Below are 17,396 nucleotides of genomic sequence, written 5' to 3'. Positions count from 1 at the left end.
GCCCGCATGCCGAAAGATCGCGCCGCCAGCCGCGCGACGAAGGAGACAAGCATGACCATTTCGCACGCGCTCAATGCCGGCGAGGACGTACCGCGCGTCGCCTCGCCATCCGCGGAGCGCCTGGCCGCCGACGATTACGCGGCAAGCGAGCGCACGCTCGCCAAGGCGTTCCGGCGCATTCTGCCGTTCATCTTCGTCTGCTACGTCATCAGTTATCTCGACCGGACCAACGTCGGTTTTGCCGCGCTCACGATGAACAAGGATCTCGGCCTCACGGCCGAGCAGTTCGGTGTCGGTGCCGGCCTGTTCTTCATCGGCTATTTCCTGTTCGAGATCCCGAGCAACCTGATCATGCAGAAGGTCGGCGCGCGCGTGTGGATCGCGAGAATCATGATCACGTGGGGCCTGTTCTCGATGGCGACGGCGTTTGTCGTCGGACCGAAGAGCTTTGGGGCTGCGCGCTTTCTGCTCGGGCTCGCCGAGGCGGGATTCACGCCCGGCATCTATCTGTATTTCACGCACTGGTTTCCCGGCAAGTGGCGCGCGAAGGTGACGGCCGCCTTCCTCGTCGGCATCCCCGTCGCGAACATGATCGGCTCGCCGATTTCCGGTGCGCTGCTCGAACTCGGCGGCCTGCACGGGCTGCGCAGCTGGCAGTGGCTGCTGCTGATCGAAGGCGTCCCTGCGGTGATGCTCGGCATCGCGTGCCTGTTCGTGCTGGCCGACCGTCCCGAGAAAGCCGCGTGGCTCAGCGACGAAGAGAAGGCGTCGCTCGCGAAGCGCCTCGCGTTCGAGCAGCGCGACATCGGCGCGAAGCACGGCAGCAGACTGCGCGACGCGATGACGAACTGGCGCGTGTTCGTGCTCGCGTTCGTCAACTTCTGCGGGATCGTCGGCTCGCTCGGCGTCGGCTTGTGGATGCCGCAGATCATCAAGCAGTTCGGCGTCGAACACGCGGTGGTCGGCTGGCTGACGGCCATTCCGTATGCGATCGGTGCCGGCGCGATGCTCTGGTGGGCGCGTCTCGCCAATCGCACGGCCAACCGCATTCCGTATGTCGCCGGTGCACTGGCCATTGCCGCCGTGGCGTTGTGTGCGAGCGCCTTCCTTCATGCGCCGGTTTTCAAGCTGATCGCACTGTGCGTGACGGTGAGCGGGATCCTCGCGTTCCAGGCGACTTACTGGGCCATCCCGTCGGGATTCCTCACCGGCCGGGCCGCCGCGGGCGGACTCGCGCTGATCGTGTCGGTCGGCAATCTCGGCGGCTTCGTCGGGCCGTCGATGATCGGCGCGCTCAAGCAATTCTCCGGTGGCTTCACCGCGCCGCTCGTCGCCGTGTCGGGTGTGCTGCTGCTCGGCGCGTTGACCATCGCGTGGCTCGGCGATCCGGGCTCGGGCGCCGGCGAAGCGCCAGCCGCCCGCGAGCCGTGAATTTTTCTTCGTCACACAACCCACAAAAACAGTTTGGAGACTTCATGTTGTCGAATCAGGCCCGCAAGAATGCCCGCCCGAAAACCCGCTTCGCGCGCAGCGCCGTCACCGTCGCGAGCGCGACCTTGTGGTGCGGCGCCGCGCATGCGCAAAGCAGCGTCACGCTGTACGGCATTGTCGACGTCGGCATCGAGCACATCAACAATACGAGTACCGGCGGCGCGCAGACGCGCGAAGCGTCGGGCAACCTGTCCGGTTCGCGCTGGGGACTGAAGGGCGTCGAGGATCTCGGCGGCGGCATGAAGGCCATTTTCCAGCTGGAAAACGGCTTCAACGTCAATGACGGCACGACCGCGCAGTCGACGAAAGGCCTCGGTTCGAATGCCGCCACGACGTCGCGAATCTTCGGCCGGCAGGCGTGGGTCGGGCTGTCGTATCGAGGCCAGCAACTGACGTTCGGCCGCCAGAACGCGCTCTTCTACGACCAGGCCGTGGCCTTCGACCCAATGGGCGCATCGTCGCGATACTCGGTGCTGTCGCTCGACTATGCAGCGGCCGCGCGTATCGACAATTCGGCGAAGTACACCGGCGTATTCGGTCCGCTGACGGCGCAGGCGATGTACAGCACGCGCTACGACACCGGGTACGGCGCCGAGGTGCCAGGCGCGCAACTCACCGGCCGCTTCTTCAGCGGGGCGCTGACTTTCGCGCAAGGGCCGCTCGCCGCGAGCGTGTCGTACGAGCAGCGCAACAGCAACACCGTCGCGACGAATACGGGCACCGAGCGGCGTGCCACGGCCGCCGCGTCGTATGCGATCGGACCGGTGAAGGGATTCGCCGGTTATCGCTATCTCCATGCGTCGAACGCGTTCCTGCCCGCGAACCCGATCCGTGTCGCGAACGGTTCCGAAGCCAGCGCGGCGAACCTGTACTGGGCCGGCGCGCAATACACGGTGTCGCCGGCGTTCGTGGTCACGGCAACGGCCTATTACCAGGACGTGCATTCGACGAGAGCCGATCCGTGGCTCGCCGTGCTCTGTGCGGACTATCTGCTGTCGAAGCGTACCGATATCTATGCGACGGCGGGGTTCGCACGCAACAAGGGCGGCTCCGCGCTCGGCGTGAACGGCTATGGCACGGTCGCGCCCGATCACAACCAGACGGGCGTGGTGATCGGCATGCGCCAGAAGTTCTGACGGCGAGCGCGATGCAGACCGTTCATGCGCCCCATCTGCCCGTCAGGCCCGAGTGGCTCGCGTTGCGCGACGAGCCGGTGCTCGAACCCGAGCTTGCCATAGTGGACGCCCATCATCACCTGTGGGACCGCCAGACCGGGCGCTATCTCGCGGACGAGTTCGGCGCGGACGTGCGCAGCGGCCATCGGGTCGTGTCGACGGTCTACGTGCAGTGCCGGTCGATGTTGCGTGCAAGCGGGCCGGAGGCGTTCAAGCCGGTTGGCGAAGTGGAATTCGCAAGCGGCATCGCCGCGATGTTCGACAGCGGCGCTTACGGCTCCGCGCGGTGCTGCGAGGCCATCGTCGGCGGCGCCGATCTGTCGCTCGGCGCGGAACTCGAGGCAGTGCTCGACACGATGCTGCAGGTGTCCGGCGGCCGGCTGCGCGGCATCCGCAATCCGCTCGCGTGGCATGCGAGCCCCGACGTGCGGTCGAGCCCGGTGACGCCGCCGCGCGACCGGATGTCGGATCCGGCCTTCCGGCAGGGCGTGACGACGCTCGGCCGCTACGGGCTGTCGCTGGACGCGTGGGTGTATCACACGCAACTCGACGATCTGTACGAACTCGCGCGCACCTGCGAGGGCGTCACCGTCGTCATCGACCATTTCGGCGGTCCGCTCGGCGTGGGCCCGCATGCCGGCCGGCGTGCGGAAGATCATGCGCAATGGAGACGGCAACTCGCGCGTCTTGCCGGGCTGCCGAACACGCGCATGAAGCTGGGCGGCGCGGGCATGAGCGTGTTCGGTTTCGACTTCGCCGCACGCGACCTGCCGCCGTCGTCGCAGGAACTGGCGGCGGCGTGGCAGCCATATTTCGACACCTGCGTCGAACTCTTCGGCGTCGATCGCTGCATGTTCGAAAGCAACTTCCCCGTCGACAAGGGGATGTTCGGCTATCGCGTGCTGTGGAACGCCTTCAAACGACTCGCGTCCGCGATGTCGGCCGATGAAAAGGCCGCGCTGTTCAGCCGGACTGCCGCATCGACGTATCGCGTCGCGATTCCCGGAGACAACTGATGAAGACGAGTGCAACCGTGGCGACGCAGGACGTGGCGTCCGCAGCCGCGGAAAGAGGGTCCACGCGCATTACCGGTACCGAGTGGCGTTCGCTGTCGCTCGCGGGGCTCGGCTGGACGTTCGAGAGTTACGACTCGTTCCTGCTTTCGCTGCTGCTGCCGACGCTCGCGCTGCAGTTCGGGCTGAGCAAGGCGCAGCTCGGCATGTTCACGAGCGTCACGGCGGCCGGACAGATCGTCGGCGGCATTCTGTTCGGCTTCGTGTCGGACCGGATCGGGCGCGTGCGCTCCGCGCTGCTCTGCGTCGGCATCTACTCGCTGTTCTCCGGCCTGATCGCGTTTGCGCCGGACGCGCACTCATTTGCCGCGCTGCGCTTCTTCGGCGCGCTCGGCATGGGCGGAACCTGGACCGCCGGCGCGGCGCTCATCGCGGAAACCTGGCATCCGAGCCGGCGCGGAAAGGGCGGCGCGCTGATGCAGATGGGCTTGCCGATCGGCGCGATTCTCGCGATCGCGATCTCGGGCATCGTCGGTGCCGCGCATGGCGGACTGGCTGGCGGCAGCTGGCGTCTGCTGTTCCTGATCGGTGCGTCGCCGTTCTTCATTCTGTTCTGGGTCGCGCGCAGCACGCCGGAATCGCCGATCTGGCTCGAACGCCGGCACGCGAAATCGCAGGCCCGCAAGCCCGGCGCGGCAGGTCACGAGAAGCTGAACGTGCGCGGCCTGTTCACCGCCTTCTGCTTCATCTTCTTCCTGCAGTACCTCTACTGGGGCGTATTCACGTGGACGCCGACGTTCCTCGTCACGGTGAAGCACCTCGACTTCGTGCATAGCCTGAAGTTCGTGCTTGCGTTGCAGTTCGGCGCGATCGCCGGGTTCCTGCTGTTCTCGGCATGGGTCGACCGGATCGGCCGGCGCCCGATGTTCCTGGCGTACTTGCTGGTCGGTGCGCTGGCCGTCGGCGTGTACATCGTGTCGGCGAATCCGTTGCTGCTGATGGCCGCCATCTTCCTGACCGGCTTCAGCGTGAACGGCATCTTCGCGGGGGCCGGCCCGTTTCTCGCGGAGATCATCGGCAACACGGCATCGCGCGGGTTCTTCATGGGCCTCGCATACAACGGCGGCCGGCTCGGCGGCTTCATCGCGCCTTTGGTCATCGGTGCGCTGGCGTCGACGTCGGGCGGCTTCGCGCTCGGACTCGCGACGACGATCGTCGCGTTCATCGCCGCGGCCGCGGTCGTGCTGTTCGCGCCCGAAACGCGCGGGAAGACGCTGTCATGAACGTGGCAACGCAATCGGGACGGGTGAACAAGCTGTTTCCCGCGCTGACCGAGGCATCGCTGCGGCGCTATCTGGGCGGCCAGGTCGCGTCGGTGCTCGGCAGCTGGACGCAGAACGTCACGCTGAATCTACTGATCTATCACCTGTCCGGCTCGGCGGCGATCCTCGCGCTGCTCAACTTCCTGCTGTACGGGCCGCAGTTGATCGTCGCGCCGGTGGCGGGCTCCCGCATCGGCTCGGCCAACGCGCGCCGCGTGACGCTGTGCGTGCTGATGACGTCGCTGCTGCTGACGGGCAGCCTCTTCACGTTGTCGCTGCTCGGCCTGCTCGGCGTGAAGCTGATCCTCGCGCATGCGCTGGCGATCGGCGTGTCGAGCGCGGTGGAAACGCCGGCACGGCAGGTGCTGCTGCTGACGAGCCTCCAGGATGCGACGCACACCTCCAACGCGGTCGCGATGAACACGATGGTCTACAACGTCGGGCGCATGGTCGGCCCGACCATCGCCGGATTCGTCTATCCGACGCTGGGGCCCAGGACGTCGTTTGCGATCTATGCGCTCGCGCTGTGCTTCATGGCGACGTGCGTGCGGTCGATCCGGACTGCGGCGGTGGACCGCCCGTCGCGCGTGGAGAGCGGCCTGCGCGACGCGGTCGGCTATGTGCTGTCCGATGCGTTCTCGGCCCGCTATCTGCCGATTCTCGCGTGCATCGGCCTGTTCGCCGGCAGCTACCAGACGCTCGTGCCGCTGCTCGCGGACCAGGGCTTTCACGACGCGGCGCGCTTTACCGGCGTGTTCTTCGCCTGCGCCGGCGCAGGCTCGTTGAGCGCGGCGGTGCTGCTGTCGTCGGCGTTCGGGCCGCGTGCATCGCGCCGGTTCATCGCGTATGCGCCCTGGACGGCAGTCGGCGCGCTGGCCGTGCTGGCCGCGACGACCGATGCGGCGGGATCGATTCCCGCGTTCTATGCACTCGGTTTCAGCCTCACGTTCGCGGCCACGTCGACGAACGCGACCATTCAGCGCCAGTGCCCGGAACACGTGCGCGGCGGGCTCGTCGGGATGTACGGCATGGCCTACAACGGCACGATGCCGTTCGGTTACCTGCTCGTCGGCAGCGCATCCGAGGCGCTCGGCGTGCGACACACCTTCGCCGCCATGGCCGCCGTGCTCGCGTGCGGCGTCATTGCAGTCGTCGCGTGGCAACGATTCACAGCAACGCGCTCAGGCGCACAATAAACGGAGACAACATGCAAACCGGTTTCATGGACGCGTCCGCGATCGAGCGCCGGACCATACGAAAGGTCGTCTGGCGACTCATTCCCTTTTTGATGATCTGCTACCTGCTTGCCTTCATCGACCGGGGCAACGTGGGGATGGCGTCGCTGCAGATGAACCACGACCTCGGGATGTCGGCGCAGGTCTTCGGCTTCGGCAGCAGCCTGTTCTTCATTTCGTACTTCTTTTTCGAAGTGCCGAGCAATCTCGCGCTGCAGAAATACGGCGCGCGGATCTGGATCGCGCGGATCATGATCACGTGGGGCATCGTGTCGGCGGCGACCGCGCTCGTGCACAACGCGACGACGTTCTACGTGCTGCGCTTCCTGCTGGGCGCCGCCGAGGCCGGCTTCTTCCCGGGCGTGCTGCTTTATCTGTCGTACTGGATTCCCGCGCAGTATCGGGCGCGGATCGTCGCGACGTTCATGGTCGCGATTCCGGCCGCAAGCTTCATCGGCTCGCCGATCTCCGCGCTGCTGTTGCAGATGGACGGCGTCTGGGGCCTGCGCGGCTGGCACTGGCTGTTCATCCTCGAAGGCATCCCGACCGTGCTGCTCGGCATCGCATGCCTGTTCATGCTGACGAACAAGCCGGAACACGCGCGGTGGCTCGACGACGACGAGCGCGCATGGCTCTCCAGCGCGCTAGCCGCCGGCCACAAGACACGCAAGAAGGTGCCGTCGCTGCCGCTCACGCAGCTGTTCCGCAACCGCTACGTGCTGTGCCTCGCGCTCGTCGACACGTGTGCTTCCGCGGCAGGCAGCACGCTGTCCGTGTGGCAGCCGCAGTTGCTCAAGTCGTTCGGCCTGACCGTCATGGAAACCGGCCTGCTGAACTCGGTCCCGTACGCCGTGGCCTCCGTCCTGATGGTTTACTGGGGCCGGCGCTCGGACCGTGTCGGCGAACGGCGCTGGCATACGGTCGTGCCGATGTTGCTGATCGGCGTGGGCCTGTTCGCGACGTCGCTGAGCGGATCGCTGCTGCCGACGGTCTGCATGCTCTGCGCGGTGCTGGTCGGCGCGTATTCGTTCAAGGGGCCGTTCTGGGCGCTCGCGACCGACATGCTGTCCAACAGCACCGTGGCGGCCGGCCTCGCGACGGTCAATGCGATCGCGAACCTGCTCGGCGGCGGGCTGATGGTGAACGTGTACGGGTGGGTGAAGGCGGCGACGGGCAGCTACGCGCTCGCCTTGATGCCGCTCGCGATCCTCACGCTCGTGAGCGTCGCGACGCTGTTGCTGCTCACGCGCAATCACGCGTCCGGCAAGCTGGTCGGCAAGACGGGGACCATCTGATCATGGCGCGCATCGCGAGACGCGGGTTCCTCCGGATCGCCGGCGCCGCGCTGGCTTCGGCTGCATTGCCGAGGCCGGCCGCCGCGGACGAAACGTGGTCGAGCGGCATCGAGCGGCCGGCGTTCCGGCTGCCCGAGGGCGCGATCGACTGTCACATGCATGTCTACGACGACCGGTTCCCGGTCGCACCGGGCACGACGCTGCGGCCGCCGAATGCGACCGTCGCGCAATACCGGAGCGTGCAGGCGCGTATCGGTGTGAAGCGCAATGTGGTCGTGACGCCGTCGACGTACGGAACGGACAATCGCTGCACGCTGGCGGCGATCGCGCAGTTCGGCGACGGCGCGCGCGGCGTCGCCGTCGTCGACGCCGCCGTGAGCGACGACGAACTTCGGGCGCTCGATCGCGGTGGCATCCGTGCGATCCGTTTCAACCTGAGCTATCCGGGCGCGACGACGCTCGACATGCTGGCGCCGCTCGCCACGCGTATCGCGAACCTTGGATGGCATATCGAGCTGGTGGTTCAGGGCGCGCGGCTGCCGGAGCTGGAGCGTCATCTTGCGATGCTGCCTTGTCCGCTCGTCATCGACCATATCGCGCATGTGCCGCAGCCCGGCGGGCTGTCGTCGGCCGCGTTTCGGACTGCGCAACGCCTCGTTGAAAAGGGCAATACGTGGATCACCTTGTCGGGACCGTACGTCGACAGCGGGACGGGCGCGCCTGCTTACGAGGACGTCGCACCGGTCGCGAAGGCGCTGATCGACATGGCGCCGGAGCGCATGCTCTGGGGCACCGACTGGCCGCACCCGACGCAGAAGACGGACAAGCCGGACGATGCAAGCTTGCTGGACGTGATCGCCGGCTGGATCGCGCGTCCGGACTGGCAGCAACGGATATTCGTCACCAACCCGGCGAAGTTGTATGGATTTGCATAGATCGAAAGCTGCACGGCCAAACCGAGGCATCCGTACTAACCCTGATTAAAAATTCTTATCACGGTGAAAAATTCAGCATCTTATTGAACCGATATCGGCTGGATATAGTGGCTCGCTTTCCCGCACGCCTCCCCGGCGTGCGCAGACGAACGGCAGGAGCCCCTTTGATGACCACCGATACCCGCTTCACTGAAGTCGAGGATCTGATGCCCGCCGCCGGCGGGCTGCGCGAGATCCGTCACCACATCCATCACCATCCCGAACTCGCGTACGAAGAGCACGACACGGCCGCGCTCGTCGCGGACAAGCTCGAGCAATGGGGCTGGCAGGTGACGCGCGGGGTCGGCAAGACGGGCGTCGTCGGCACGCTGCGCGTGGGTGACGGCGCGCGCAGCATCGGCATCCGCGCCGACATGGACGCGCTGCCGATCGTCGAGGCGACCGGCCTGCCGTATGCGAGCGGCACGCACGGCAAGATGCACGCGTGCGGCCACGACGGCCACACGACGATGCTGCTCGGCGCCGCGCAGCATCTCGCGAAGACGCGCAACTTCTCCGGCACCGTGCACCTGTATTTCCAGCCGGCTGAAGAGCACGGCGTCGACAGCGGCGCGAAAAAGATGATCGACGACGGCCTGTTCGAACGCTTTCCGTGCGACGCGGTGTTCGGCATGCACAACCATCCGGGCGCGGCGCCCGGCGTGTTCCTCACGCGGCGCGGCCCGTTCATGTCGGCGGGCGACAAGGCGATCATCACGATCGAAGGCGTCGGCGGCCACGCCGCGCGGCCGCACCTGACGGTCGACCCGGTCGTCGTCGCGGCGAGCATCGTGATGGCGCTGCAGACGATCGTCGCGCGCAACGTCGATCCGTCGCAGCCGGCGGTCGTCACGGTCGGCTCGATGCACGCGGGCACCGCGAACAACGTGATTCCGAACGGCGCACGCCTCGATCTCAGCGTCCGGTCGTTCAGCCCGGAGGTGCGCGCGCTGCTCAAGCGCCGCATCACCGAGCTGGCCGAATCGCAGGCCGCGAGCTACGGCGCGACCGCGAACGTCGAGTACATCGAAGGCTATCCCGTCGTCGTCAATACGGATGCCGAAACGGATTTCGCGGCGCAGGTCGCACGTGAACTCGTCGGCGATGCGCACGTGGTCGAGCAGACCGACCTGCTGATGGGCAGCGAGGATTTCGCGTTCATGCTGCAACAGCGGCCGGGCTCGTTCGTGCGGCTCGGCAACGGCGAAGGCGAGGACGGCTGCATGGTGCACAACCCGAAATACGACTTCAACGATCGCAACCTGCCGATCGGCGCGGCATTCTGGACGCGCCTCGTCGAGCGCTACCTCGGTCAGTGATCGCAACGGCGGCGCGCGGCCGGCGCTTCCGGCCGCATTGAGTGGAGACGACAAATATGCAGAAAGACCATCTCGCGCTGCACCCCGCGTCGACGGGCGCCGCCGCAGCCGGCGCGCCTGCCGCGCCTGCCGTCACGCGGCGCGGCGCGATCGCCGCGGCCGTGATCGGCAACTGGCTGGAATTCTTCGATTTCACCGTGTACGGCTTCTTCGCGGTGCTGATCGGCAAGCTGTTCTTCCCGTCGAGCGACGCGACCACGTCGCTGCTGCTGTCGGTCGCGACGTTTGCGGCCGGCTTCTTCACGCGGCCGCTCGGCAGCGTCGTGCTCGGCGTCTATGCGGACCGCAAGGGACGCAAGGCCGCGCTGAACCTGACGATCATGCTGATGGCGCTCGGCACGGGCCTGATCGCGATCGCGCCGACCTATGCGCAGGTCGGCGTGGCCGCGCCGCTGCTCGTCGTGTTCGCGCGGCTGCTGCAGGGCTTCTCGCAGGGCGGCGAATTCGGCGCGGCGACGACGACGCTGCTCGAACAGGGCGGCACGTCGCGGCGCGCGTTCCGCGCGAGCTGGCAACTGGCGACGCAGGGCGGCGCCGCGCTGATGGGCTCGGGCTTCGCGGCGCTGCTGTCGAACACGATGACGAAGGACGCGCTGGAAGGCTGGGGCTGGCGGCTGCCGTTCCTCGTCGGCGTGCTGATCGCGCCGGTCGGCATGTATCTGCGCCGCCGGCTGGCGGACGACGCGCCCGGCGACAGCCATCACGGGATCGAGCGCGGCGTGCTGCACGAGCTGTTCTCGAAGCACACGCGCACGGTGGTGCTGCTGATGCTCACGGTGATGGGCGGCACGGTGTCGACCTACATCCTGACGTTCTACATGCCGACTTACGCGATCCACACGCTCGGGCTGCCGATGAAGCTGTCGATGCTCGTCGGCGTCGCGTCGGGCTGCGTGATGCTGGTCACGTGCCCGCTGTTCGGCTGGCTGTCGGACACGCTCGGCAGCCGGCGCCTGCCGATCTTCGTCGGCCGCGGCGTGCTGGTCCTGCTGCTGTTCCCGGCGTTCTGGCTGATGAATCATCATCCGACGCTGTCGGTGATCCTGCCGCTGACCGCGCTGCTGCTGCTGTTCTATTCGCTCGGCTCGGCCTCGGAAATGGCGCTGATGTGCGAGTCGCTGCCGCGCCACGTGCGGGCGACCGGCATCTCGATCGCTTATGCGCTCGCGGTGACGATCTTCGGCGGCACCGCGCAGCTGATCGCGACCTGGCTCGTGAAGACGACCGGCAGCAAGCTCGCGCCGGCCGGCTACGTGGCCGCGTGCGTGGTGCTGTCGCTGATTGCGGTCGCGATGCTGCGCGAGACGGCGCAGGAATCGCTGGACTGACGCGCGATGCGGGCGGCGGCGCGCGCTCGTGCGCTTACCGCCCGCGCACCATCCTCAGGTACGACGCGAGCATCGTGGCGAGTTCCTGCGCGGCCGGCGTCAGCGGCACGGCCGCACGCTGCAGCAGGCAAATGTCCTGCGCTTCGGCCTGCTCGCGCACGGGCACCTTCACGAGCGCGCCGGCGAACGGCCCATGCCGCGTGATGGCTTCGGTTTCGAGCGCGAGCGAATCGGTCTGCGTGACGATCTGCAGCGTCTCGAACATCCCTTCGACGGTGGCGAGAATCTTCGGCGGCGGCTGGCCATGCGCGTCGAAGTACGCGAGCAGCCGGTTGACGACCGGGTCGGCACTGAGGTTCGGCGAGCGCGTGGACACCCACCCGTAACCGGCCAGCTCGGCGAGCGATTGCGCGTGCATCGCCGGATGCCCGTGCCGGCAGACGACGACCGGCGCCGACGCGCGCAGCGGCGTGACCGCGAGATCGGTCGTGTCGGTCTGCTTCGCGACCAGCGCGATCGCGAAATCCACCGCGCTTTCGCGCAGCCAGCCGATCATCATCCGCGACGTGCCGGTGCGCAGGTGCACGTCGACCTTGTCGAAGCGCGCGCGGAACGCGGTCAGCACGGGCGCGAACGCGTCGATCAGCGGCTCGGCCACGAGGCCGAGCGTGACGGTGCCTTCGTACGCGCCGCTCAACTGACGGATCTCCCGCTCGACCTGCTCGCATTCGCCGAGGATCGAGCCGGAGCGCGCGAGCAGCCGCTGGCCGACGGCCGTCGGCACGATCCCGCGATTGGTGCGCGTGAACAGCGTCGCGCCGAGCGTCGCCTCGAGGCTCTGCAACTGCTGCGTGACGCCGCTTTGCGCGAGATCGAGCGCGCGCGCGGCGGCGCGCAGGCTGCCGTGCTCGACGACAGCCTGGAAGATGCGGAGCTGGGACAGCGTGAACGCCATGAGCGAGCGGCGAGGCCGGTGATCGGAAATACCGATCATGATAAGGCAGTCGATGGTTCCGGCGGCGGGCCGTGACGCCTACGATCGCAGGCAGTCCGGCTCATGCCGCTTGCGTCTCTTCCCGCCCTCCGTCGACCATGAAACGTTTCCTCGTCCCGCTCGTTTCCCTGTGCCTTGGCCTGGCTGCCGCATCCGCATCCGCATCCGCATCCGCGTCCGCGCTCGACACGCACGTCGTGCGGCTCGGCATCGACCCGACCTATCCGCCGATGGATGCGAAGGCGCCCGACGGCAGCCTGAAGGGCTTCGACGTCGACCTCGGCAACGAGATCTGCCGCCGCGCGCAGTTGCGCTGCCAGTGGGTCGAGCTCGAGTTCTCCGGGATGATTCCGGCGCTGCAGGCGCGCAAGATCGACGCGATCCTGTCGTCGATGGCGATCACGGAGAAGCGCGAGAAGCAGATCCTGTTCTCGTCGAAACTGTTCCGCTTCAAGTCGCGGCTCGTCGCGCGGCCCGACCTCGGGCTCGGCAGCACGACGGCGTCGCTGGCCGGCAAGCGCGTCGGTGTGCAGTCGGGCACGCAGTTCGAATCGTGGGCGCTCGCGCACTGGGCGACGGCCGGTGTGAGCGTCGTGCCGTACAAGAGCCAGGACGACGTGTTCGCCGATCTCGTCAACGGCCGCCTCGACGCGGCGCTGCTCGGCACGGTGGAAGCCGACTACGGGTTCCTGCGCCAGCCGCGCGGCAAGGGCTTCGCGTTCGTCGGCGCACCGCTCGACATGGGCGATCGCGGTGTCGGCATCGGCATGCGGCAATCCGATACGGCGCTGAAGGCGTCGATCGACGGCGCGATCGCATCGATGCTGAAGGACGGCACGTACGACCGGATCGCGAAGAAGTATTTCGACTTCAACCCGTATGGCGACTGAGCGCCGCGCCACCTCGCCGTTTCACCCGCTTCCCTGATTTCATCCGTTCGAGACCATCGATGCAGATTCGCACCACGCCGCTCCTGTCGCCGTCGATCGGCACGCAGCGCACGCTGACGAGCTTTCATTTCGGGCCGGCCGATAGCGGCCGCAAGATCTACCTGCAGGCCGCGCTGCACGCGGACGAGACGCCCGCGATGCTCGCGGCGTTCGTGCTGAAGCAGCGCCTCGCGCAGCTCGACGCCGAAGGCCGGCTCGCGGCCGAGATCGTGCTCGTGCCGGTGTCGAACCCGGTCGGCCTCAATCATCATCTGCTCGGGCAGTTCATCGGCCGCTTCGACCTGGCGAGCGGCCGCAACTTCAATCGCGGCTTCCTGCCGCTCGCGGCGATCGCCGCACGTACGCGCGACCGGCTCGGCGCCGACGGCGAACGCAATCGCGCGATCGTGCGCGAATGCGTCGGCGCGACGCTCGACGCCATCGAGCCGCGCACCGAATTCGACGCGCTGCAGCTTGCGTTGCTGAAGCTGTCGCATGACGCGGAGGTCGTGATCGACCTGCATTGTTCGCTCGAAGCGGTGATGCACGTGTACACGAGCGACACGGCGTGGCCCGAGGTCGAACCGCTCGCGCGCTATCTCGGTGCGGAGGTATCGCTGCTCGCGGAGGATTCGGGCGGGCATGCGTTCGACGATGCCCATCACCTGCTGTGGGCGCAGTTGCGCCAGCATTTGCCGGAAGGCACGCCGATGGCGGCCGGCGCCGTGGCCGTGACGGTCGAATGCCGCGGCCAGCGCGACGTGACGTATGAATATGCCGAACGCGATGCCGACGCGCTCGTCGACTACCTCGTCTGGCGCGGCGCGGTGCAGGGCGAACGCACGCCGCTGCCGCCGCTGGCCGCACCGGCCACGCCGCTCGCGGGCAGCGAGCAGTTCTACGCGCCGGTGAGCGGAATCCTCGTGCACCGCGCGGCGATCGGCGCGACGATCCGTGCGGGCGACCCGCTGTTCGACATCGTCGATCCGCTGACGGATGCGATCACGACGATCTCGAGCGCGACCGACGGCGTGTTCTACATGCGCCGCGCCATCCGCTTCGTGACGGCCGGCGCGCCGCTCGGCCGCGTGACGGGCACGGTGCCGGTGCGCACGGGGATGCTGCTCGGCGCGTGAGCGGTGCGGTGTCCTACGAGCCGGGCGCAATTTCGTTCTCGTCAGATTGACCGGCTTTCCGCGTGTCACTAAATTGTGCGGCGCGGAGTGTGCTCCGTGTTCCGTGAGACGAACGTTGCAATGAAGTCAGAGTTTGAGCGGGCGGCCCAGGCTGCCCGCTTTTTTTATTGGCGAATCGTCGTGCGGCCGGTACGACAATCGGCAGGGCGCTCAACCGCGCCGCGCCACCAGTTCCGACACCGTCTGCGCGGCCTGCTGCAACGGCCCGAGAAACTCCTTCACCATCTGCTTCGCGGTATGCCGCTGCGCATTGCCGCTGATGTTCATCGCCGCGATGATCTGCCCGCGCCGGTTGCGGATCGGCGCGGACAGCGACATCAGGCCCACCTCGAGTTCCTGGTCGACCACGGCCCAGCCCTGCTGGCGTACTTGCGCGATCGTCGCCTTCAGCTCGCCGAGATCCGTGATCGTGCGCTGTGTATGCGCGCGGATGGCGCTTTGCGCGAGCGTTTCGTCGAGTGCCGCGTCGTCGAGCGCGGACAGCAGCACGCGGCCCATCGACGTGCAGTACGCGGGCAGCCGGCTGCCGATCGACAGGTTGATCGTCATGATCTTGCGGGTCGGCACGCGCAGCACGTAGACGATCTCGGTGCGGTCGAGCACCGCGGCCGAGCAGCTTTCGTGGATCTGCGCGGACAACTGCTCCATCACCGGATCGGCGAGATTCCAGAACGGCATCGAGGTCAGGTACGCGAAGCCGAGCTCGAGGATCTTCGGCGTGAGCCGGAACAGCCGGCCGTCTGCCTCGACGTAGCCGAGCGTCTGCAGCGTGAGCAGGATCCGGCGCGCGCCTGCGCGCGTGAGCCCGGTGGCCGACGCGACTTCGGTGAGCGTCTGCTCGGGGCGTGCCGCGTCGAATGCGCGGATCACCGCGAGGCCGCGCGCGAACGACTGCACATAGGAGTCGCCGGGTTTAGTCTGAGTGTCTTCGGTTGTCATGAGCGCCTGGAATATCGTGCAGCCGAGAAGATAGCGCATGGGGCCTGACACGCCAACCGCGCGGCGGACCGCGTGCTTGACAGGTCGTCCCTGCACTCCCTATGATGCGTTGAACGTTCGATACACGATCTTATGTTCGTATATAGAACATTTAAGCGCATCCCGGCGGGCAATGCAAGGGGCGCGCCCTGTTCATTTCCCAGCCTTCATGGGACCGGAGACACTGATGACCGAAGCTTTTCTGTGTGATGCGATCCGTACGCCGATCGGGCGTTACGGCGGTGCGCTGTCCGGCGTGCGCGCCGACGACCTGGGCGCGGTACCGCTCAAGGCGCTCGTCGAGCGCAACCGCGACGTCGACTGGACGGCGATCGACGACGTGATCTACGGCTGCGCGAACCAGGCCGGCGAGGACAACCGCAACGTCGCGCGCATGTCGGCGCTGCTCGCGGGCCTGCCGCAGGGCGTGCCGGGTTCGACGATCAACCGCCTGTGCGGTTCCGGGATGGACGCGGTCGGCGTGGCCGCACGCGCGATCAAGTCGGGCGAAGCCGCGCTGATGGTCGCGGGCGGCGTCGAGAGCATGACGCGCGCGCCGTTCGTGATGGGCAAGGCCGCCAGCGCGTTCGCGCGCCAGGCCGACATCTACGACACGACGATCGGCTGGCGCTTCGTCAATCCGCTGATGAAACAGCTGCACGGTGTCGATTCGATGCCGGAAACCGCCGAGAACGTCGCGGTCGACTACAACATCAGCCGCGCGGACCAGGACCTGTTCGCGCTGCGCAGCCAGCAGAAGGCCGCGCGTGCGCAGCAGGACGGCACGCTCGCCGAGGAAATCGTGTCGGTCACGATTGCCCAGAAGAAGGGCGATCCGGTGGTCGTGTCGCGCGACGAGCATCCGCGTGAAACCTCGCTCGAGACGCTCGCGAAGCTGAAGGGCGTCGTGCGCCCGGACGGCTCGGTGACGGCCGGCAACGCGTCGGGCGTCAACGACGGCGCCGCCGCGCTGCTGCTTGCGAACGAAGCAACCGCGAAGCGCTTCGGCCTGACGCCGCGTGCACGCGTGCTCGGCATCGCAACGGCCGGCGTCGCGCCGCGCGTGATGGGCATCGGCCCCGCACCGGCCACGCAGAAGCTGCTCGCGCGGCTCGGGATGACGATCGACCAGTTCGACGTGATCGAGCTGAACGAGGCGTTCGCGTCGCAGGGCCTCGCGGTGCTGCGCATGCTGGGCGTCGCCGACGACGATCCCCGCGTGAACCCGAACGGCGGCGCGATCGCGCTGGGCCATCCGCTCGGCGCTTCGGGTGCGCGCCTCGTGACGACCGCGATGTACCAGCTGCATCGCACGAACGGCCGCTTCGCGCTGTGCACGATGTGCATCGGCGTCGGCCAGGGCATCGCGATCGCGATCGAACGCGTCTGATCGATGTGACGTGGTGAAGCGGCCGGATACGCGCCGCTTCGCTGCAGCGCTGTTTCCGTGATGACGGGCGGCACGAGGATTCTCGTGCCGCCCGTCGTCGTTAACCGCGCTGCGACAGTTGCCTGAGGCGCGCGTCGAGCGCATCGATCTCGGTGTCCGCGAACACCTCGATGCCGTGCTCGCGCAGCAACGCCGCGGTGACGCCGGCACCCGCATGCCGCCGGTTCTCGAAACTCCCGTCGTAAATGAACGTGCTGCCGCACGACGGACTGCCGTCGGCGAGGATCGCGAAGCGGCAATCGTGCGCCTGCGCGACAGCCAGCGCGGTGTGCGCGCCGGCAACGAACGGTGCCGTCACGTCGGTGCCGTTCACGTCCACGATGCGGGCCTTGCCCGACAGGACCTGCTCTCCCGATTCGCCGCCGGCGATTTCGGCAGGCGGGCGCGGCACGCTGAAGCCGCCCGCCAGTTCCGGGCAGACGGGCACGAGACGCCCCTCACGCTGCCACCGTTCGAGCGCGGCGTGCGCGGCCGTTTTCGCCGAGCCGTTGTAACGGACCGGATGGCCGACCACGCACATGCTGACGAGAATCTTCGGCGTGGCTTGCGGCTGCGGGTCGTTCTTCAATGTCGTGCTCCGTGATGGCTGACGGCGGTGGCGGCAGCGCGGGAAATTCTACGCTTCATCCGCGCGCCG

15 protein-coding genes are annotated in these 17,396 nt (G+C 67.5%); 12 read left to right on the top strand and 3 right to left on the bottom strand.

The features are described 5' to 3' along the window. Positions 1 to 51 precede the first annotated feature (51 nt). From U5798_RS08060 to U5798_RS08020, 9 genes are all read left to right on the top strand, one after another. The gene (locus U5798_RS08060) at positions 52 to 1,431 is read left to right on the top strand and encodes an MFS transporter (RefSeq protein ID WP_322081749.1); all 1,380 of its coding nucleotides are present in this window, start codon (positions 52 to 54) and stop codon (positions 1,429 to 1,431) included. A gap of 44 nt (positions 1,432 to 1,475) precedes the next feature. Then, positions 1,476 to 2,627, top strand: coding sequence for a porin (locus tag U5798_RS08055; protein ID WP_322081748.1), 1,152 nt, complete (start codon positions 1,476 to 1,478; stop codon positions 2,625 to 2,627). Between the two features lie 11 nt (positions 2,628 to 2,638). After that, complete coding sequence (locus tag U5798_RS08050) at positions 2,639 to 3,682, top strand: amidohydrolase family protein (protein ID WP_322081747.1); 1,044 nt, start codon at positions 2,639 to 2,641, stop codon at positions 3,680 to 3,682. Continuing rightward, entirely contained in the window at positions 3,682 to 4,962 is a 1,281-nt protein-coding gene (locus tag U5798_RS08045; protein ID WP_322081746.1) for an MFS transporter, read from the top strand. Before U5798_RS08050 ends, U5798_RS08045 begins: the two co-directional genes overlap by 1 nt. Continuing rightward, positions 4,959 to 6,197 (top strand): MFS transporter, encoded by a 1,239-nt coding sequence (locus U5798_RS08040; RefSeq protein WP_322081745.1) that lies wholly within the window; start codon positions 4,959 to 4,961, stop codon positions 6,195 to 6,197. The genes U5798_RS08045 and U5798_RS08040 overlap by 4 nt, the downstream gene beginning before the upstream one ends. A gap of 11 nt (positions 6,198 to 6,208) precedes the next feature. Beyond that, positions 6,209 to 7,531, top strand: coding sequence for an MFS transporter (locus tag U5798_RS08035; protein ID WP_322081744.1), 1,323 nt, complete (start codon positions 6,209 to 6,211; stop codon positions 7,529 to 7,531). A 2-nt stretch (positions 7,532 to 7,533) separates the two neighbouring features. After that, complete coding sequence (locus U5798_RS08030) at positions 7,534 to 8,466, top strand: amidohydrolase family protein (RefSeq protein WP_322081743.1); 933 nt, start codon at positions 7,534 to 7,536, stop codon at positions 8,464 to 8,466. A gap of 167 nt (positions 8,467 to 8,633) precedes the next feature. Continuing rightward, positions 8,634 to 9,824, top strand: a complete 1,191-nt coding sequence (locus U5798_RS08025; protein ID WP_322081742.1) for a M20 aminoacylase family protein — start codon at positions 8,634 to 8,636, stop codon at positions 9,822 to 9,824. A 56-nt stretch (positions 9,825 to 9,880) separates the two neighbouring features. Next, a complete protein-coding gene (locus tag U5798_RS08020; RefSeq protein ID WP_322081741.1) occupies positions 9,881 to 11,212 on the top strand; it encodes an MFS transporter in 1,332 nt (443 codons plus the stop codon). Positions 11,213 to 11,246: 34 nt separating this feature from the next. On the opposite strand, the gene U5798_RS08015 is transcribed toward U5798_RS08020, so the two are convergent. Beyond that, the gene (locus tag U5798_RS08015; RefSeq protein ID WP_322081887.1) at positions 11,247 to 12,167 is read right to left on the bottom strand and encodes a LysR family transcriptional regulator; all 921 of its coding nucleotides are present in this window, start codon (positions 12,165 to 12,167) and stop codon (positions 11,247 to 11,249) included. A gap of 137 nt (positions 12,168 to 12,304) precedes the next feature. Between U5798_RS08015 and U5798_RS08010 the strand changes: the two genes are divergently transcribed. Further along, positions 12,305 to 13,096, top strand: a complete 792-nt coding sequence (locus tag U5798_RS08010; RefSeq protein ID WP_322081740.1) for a transporter substrate-binding domain-containing protein — start codon at positions 12,305 to 12,307, stop codon at positions 13,094 to 13,096. Positions 13,097 to 13,155: 59 nt separating this feature from the next. Beyond that, entirely contained in the window at positions 13,156 to 14,271 is a 1,116-nt protein-coding gene (locus tag U5798_RS08005) for a succinylglutamate desuccinylase/aspartoacylase family protein (RefSeq protein ID WP_322081739.1), read from the top strand. A gap of 210 nt (positions 14,272 to 14,481) precedes the next feature. Here U5798_RS08005 and U5798_RS08000 read toward each other — a convergent pair whose 3' ends face one another. Continuing rightward, entirely contained in the window at positions 14,482 to 15,270 is a 789-nt protein-coding gene (locus U5798_RS08000; RefSeq protein ID WP_124455524.1) for an IclR family transcriptional regulator, read from the bottom strand. Between the two features lie 226 nt (positions 15,271 to 15,496). On the opposite strand from U5798_RS08000, the gene pcaF reads away from it, so the two are divergent. Continuing rightward, positions 15,497 to 16,699: a 3-oxoadipyl-CoA thiolase gene (pcaF, locus tag U5798_RS07995; RefSeq protein ID WP_124455525.1), complete on the top strand. Its 1,203-nt coding sequence runs from the start codon at positions 15,497 to 15,499 to the stop codon at positions 16,697 to 16,699. Positions 16,700 to 16,799: 100 nt separating this feature from the next. On the opposite strand, the gene U5798_RS07990 is transcribed toward pcaF, so the two are convergent. Continuing rightward, positions 16,800 to 17,279, bottom strand: coding sequence for a DUF523 domain-containing protein (locus U5798_RS07990; RefSeq protein WP_415859491.1), 480 nt, complete (start codon positions 17,277 to 17,279; stop codon positions 16,800 to 16,802). Positions 17,280 to 17,396 lie beyond the last annotated feature (117 nt).

Origin of the sequence: Burkholderia sp. BCC1972, from assembly GCF_905339605.1 — a bacterium.
In the GTDB taxonomy this organism is placed as follows: domain Bacteria; phylum Pseudomonadota; class Gammaproteobacteria; order Burkholderiales; family Burkholderiaceae; genus Burkholderia.
The sequence above is the reverse complement of the archived record's forward strand: the minus strand, read 5'-3'. Positions and strand labels throughout refer to the sequence as shown.

Excerpts from the sequence above, each read along its gene's own strand:
- U5798_RS08060 (WP_322081749.1), top strand. The coding sequence starts at position 52 with ATGACCATTTCGCACGCGCTCAATGCCGGCGAGGACGTACCGCGCGTC.
- U5798_RS08055 (WP_322081748.1), top strand. The coding sequence starts at position 1,476 with ATGTTGTCGAATCAGGCCCGCAAGAATGCCCGCCCGAAAACCCGCTTC.
- U5798_RS08050 (WP_322081747.1), top strand. The coding sequence starts at position 2,639 with ATGCAGACCGTTCATGCGCCCCATCTGCCCGTCAGGCCCGAGTGGCTC.
- U5798_RS08045 (WP_322081746.1), top strand. The coding sequence starts at position 3,682 with ATGAAGACGAGTGCAACCGTGGCGACGCAGGACGTGGCGTCCGCAGCC.
- U5798_RS08040 (WP_322081745.1), top strand. The coding sequence starts at position 4,959 with ATGAACGTGGCAACGCAATCGGGACGGGTGAACAAGCTGTTTCCCGCG.
- U5798_RS08035 (WP_322081744.1), top strand. The coding sequence starts at position 6,209 with ATGCAAACCGGTTTCATGGACGCGTCCGCGATCGAGCGCCGGACCATA.
- U5798_RS08030 (WP_322081743.1), top strand. The coding sequence starts at position 7,534 with ATGGCGCGCATCGCGAGACGCGGGTTCCTCCGGATCGCCGGCGCCGCG.
- U5798_RS08025 (WP_322081742.1), top strand. The coding sequence starts at position 8,634 with ATGACCACCGATACCCGCTTCACTGAAGTCGAGGATCTGATGCCCGCC.
- U5798_RS08020 (WP_322081741.1), top strand. The coding sequence starts at position 9,881 with ATGCAGAAAGACCATCTCGCGCTGCACCCCGCGTCGACGGGCGCCGCC.
- U5798_RS08015 (WP_322081887.1), bottom strand. The coding sequence starts at position 12,167 with ATGGCGTTCACGCTGTCCCAGCTCCGCATCTTCCAGGCTGTCGTCGAG.
- U5798_RS08010 (WP_322081740.1), top strand. The coding sequence starts at position 12,305 with ATGAAACGTTTCCTCGTCCCGCTCGTTTCCCTGTGCCTTGGCCTGGCT.
- U5798_RS08005 (WP_322081739.1), top strand. The coding sequence starts at position 13,156 with ATGCAGATTCGCACCACGCCGCTCCTGTCGCCGTCGATCGGCACGCAG.
- U5798_RS08000 (WP_124455524.1), bottom strand. The coding sequence starts at position 15,270 with ATGACAACCGAAGACACTCAGACTAAACCCGGCGACTCCTATGTGCAG.
- pcaF (WP_124455525.1), top strand. The coding sequence starts at position 15,497 with ATGACCGAAGCTTTTCTGTGTGATGCGATCCGTACGCCGATCGGGCGT.
- U5798_RS07990 (WP_415859491.1), bottom strand. The coding sequence starts at position 17,279 with ATGTGCGTGGTCGGCCATCCGGTCCGTTACAACGGCTCGGCGAAAACG.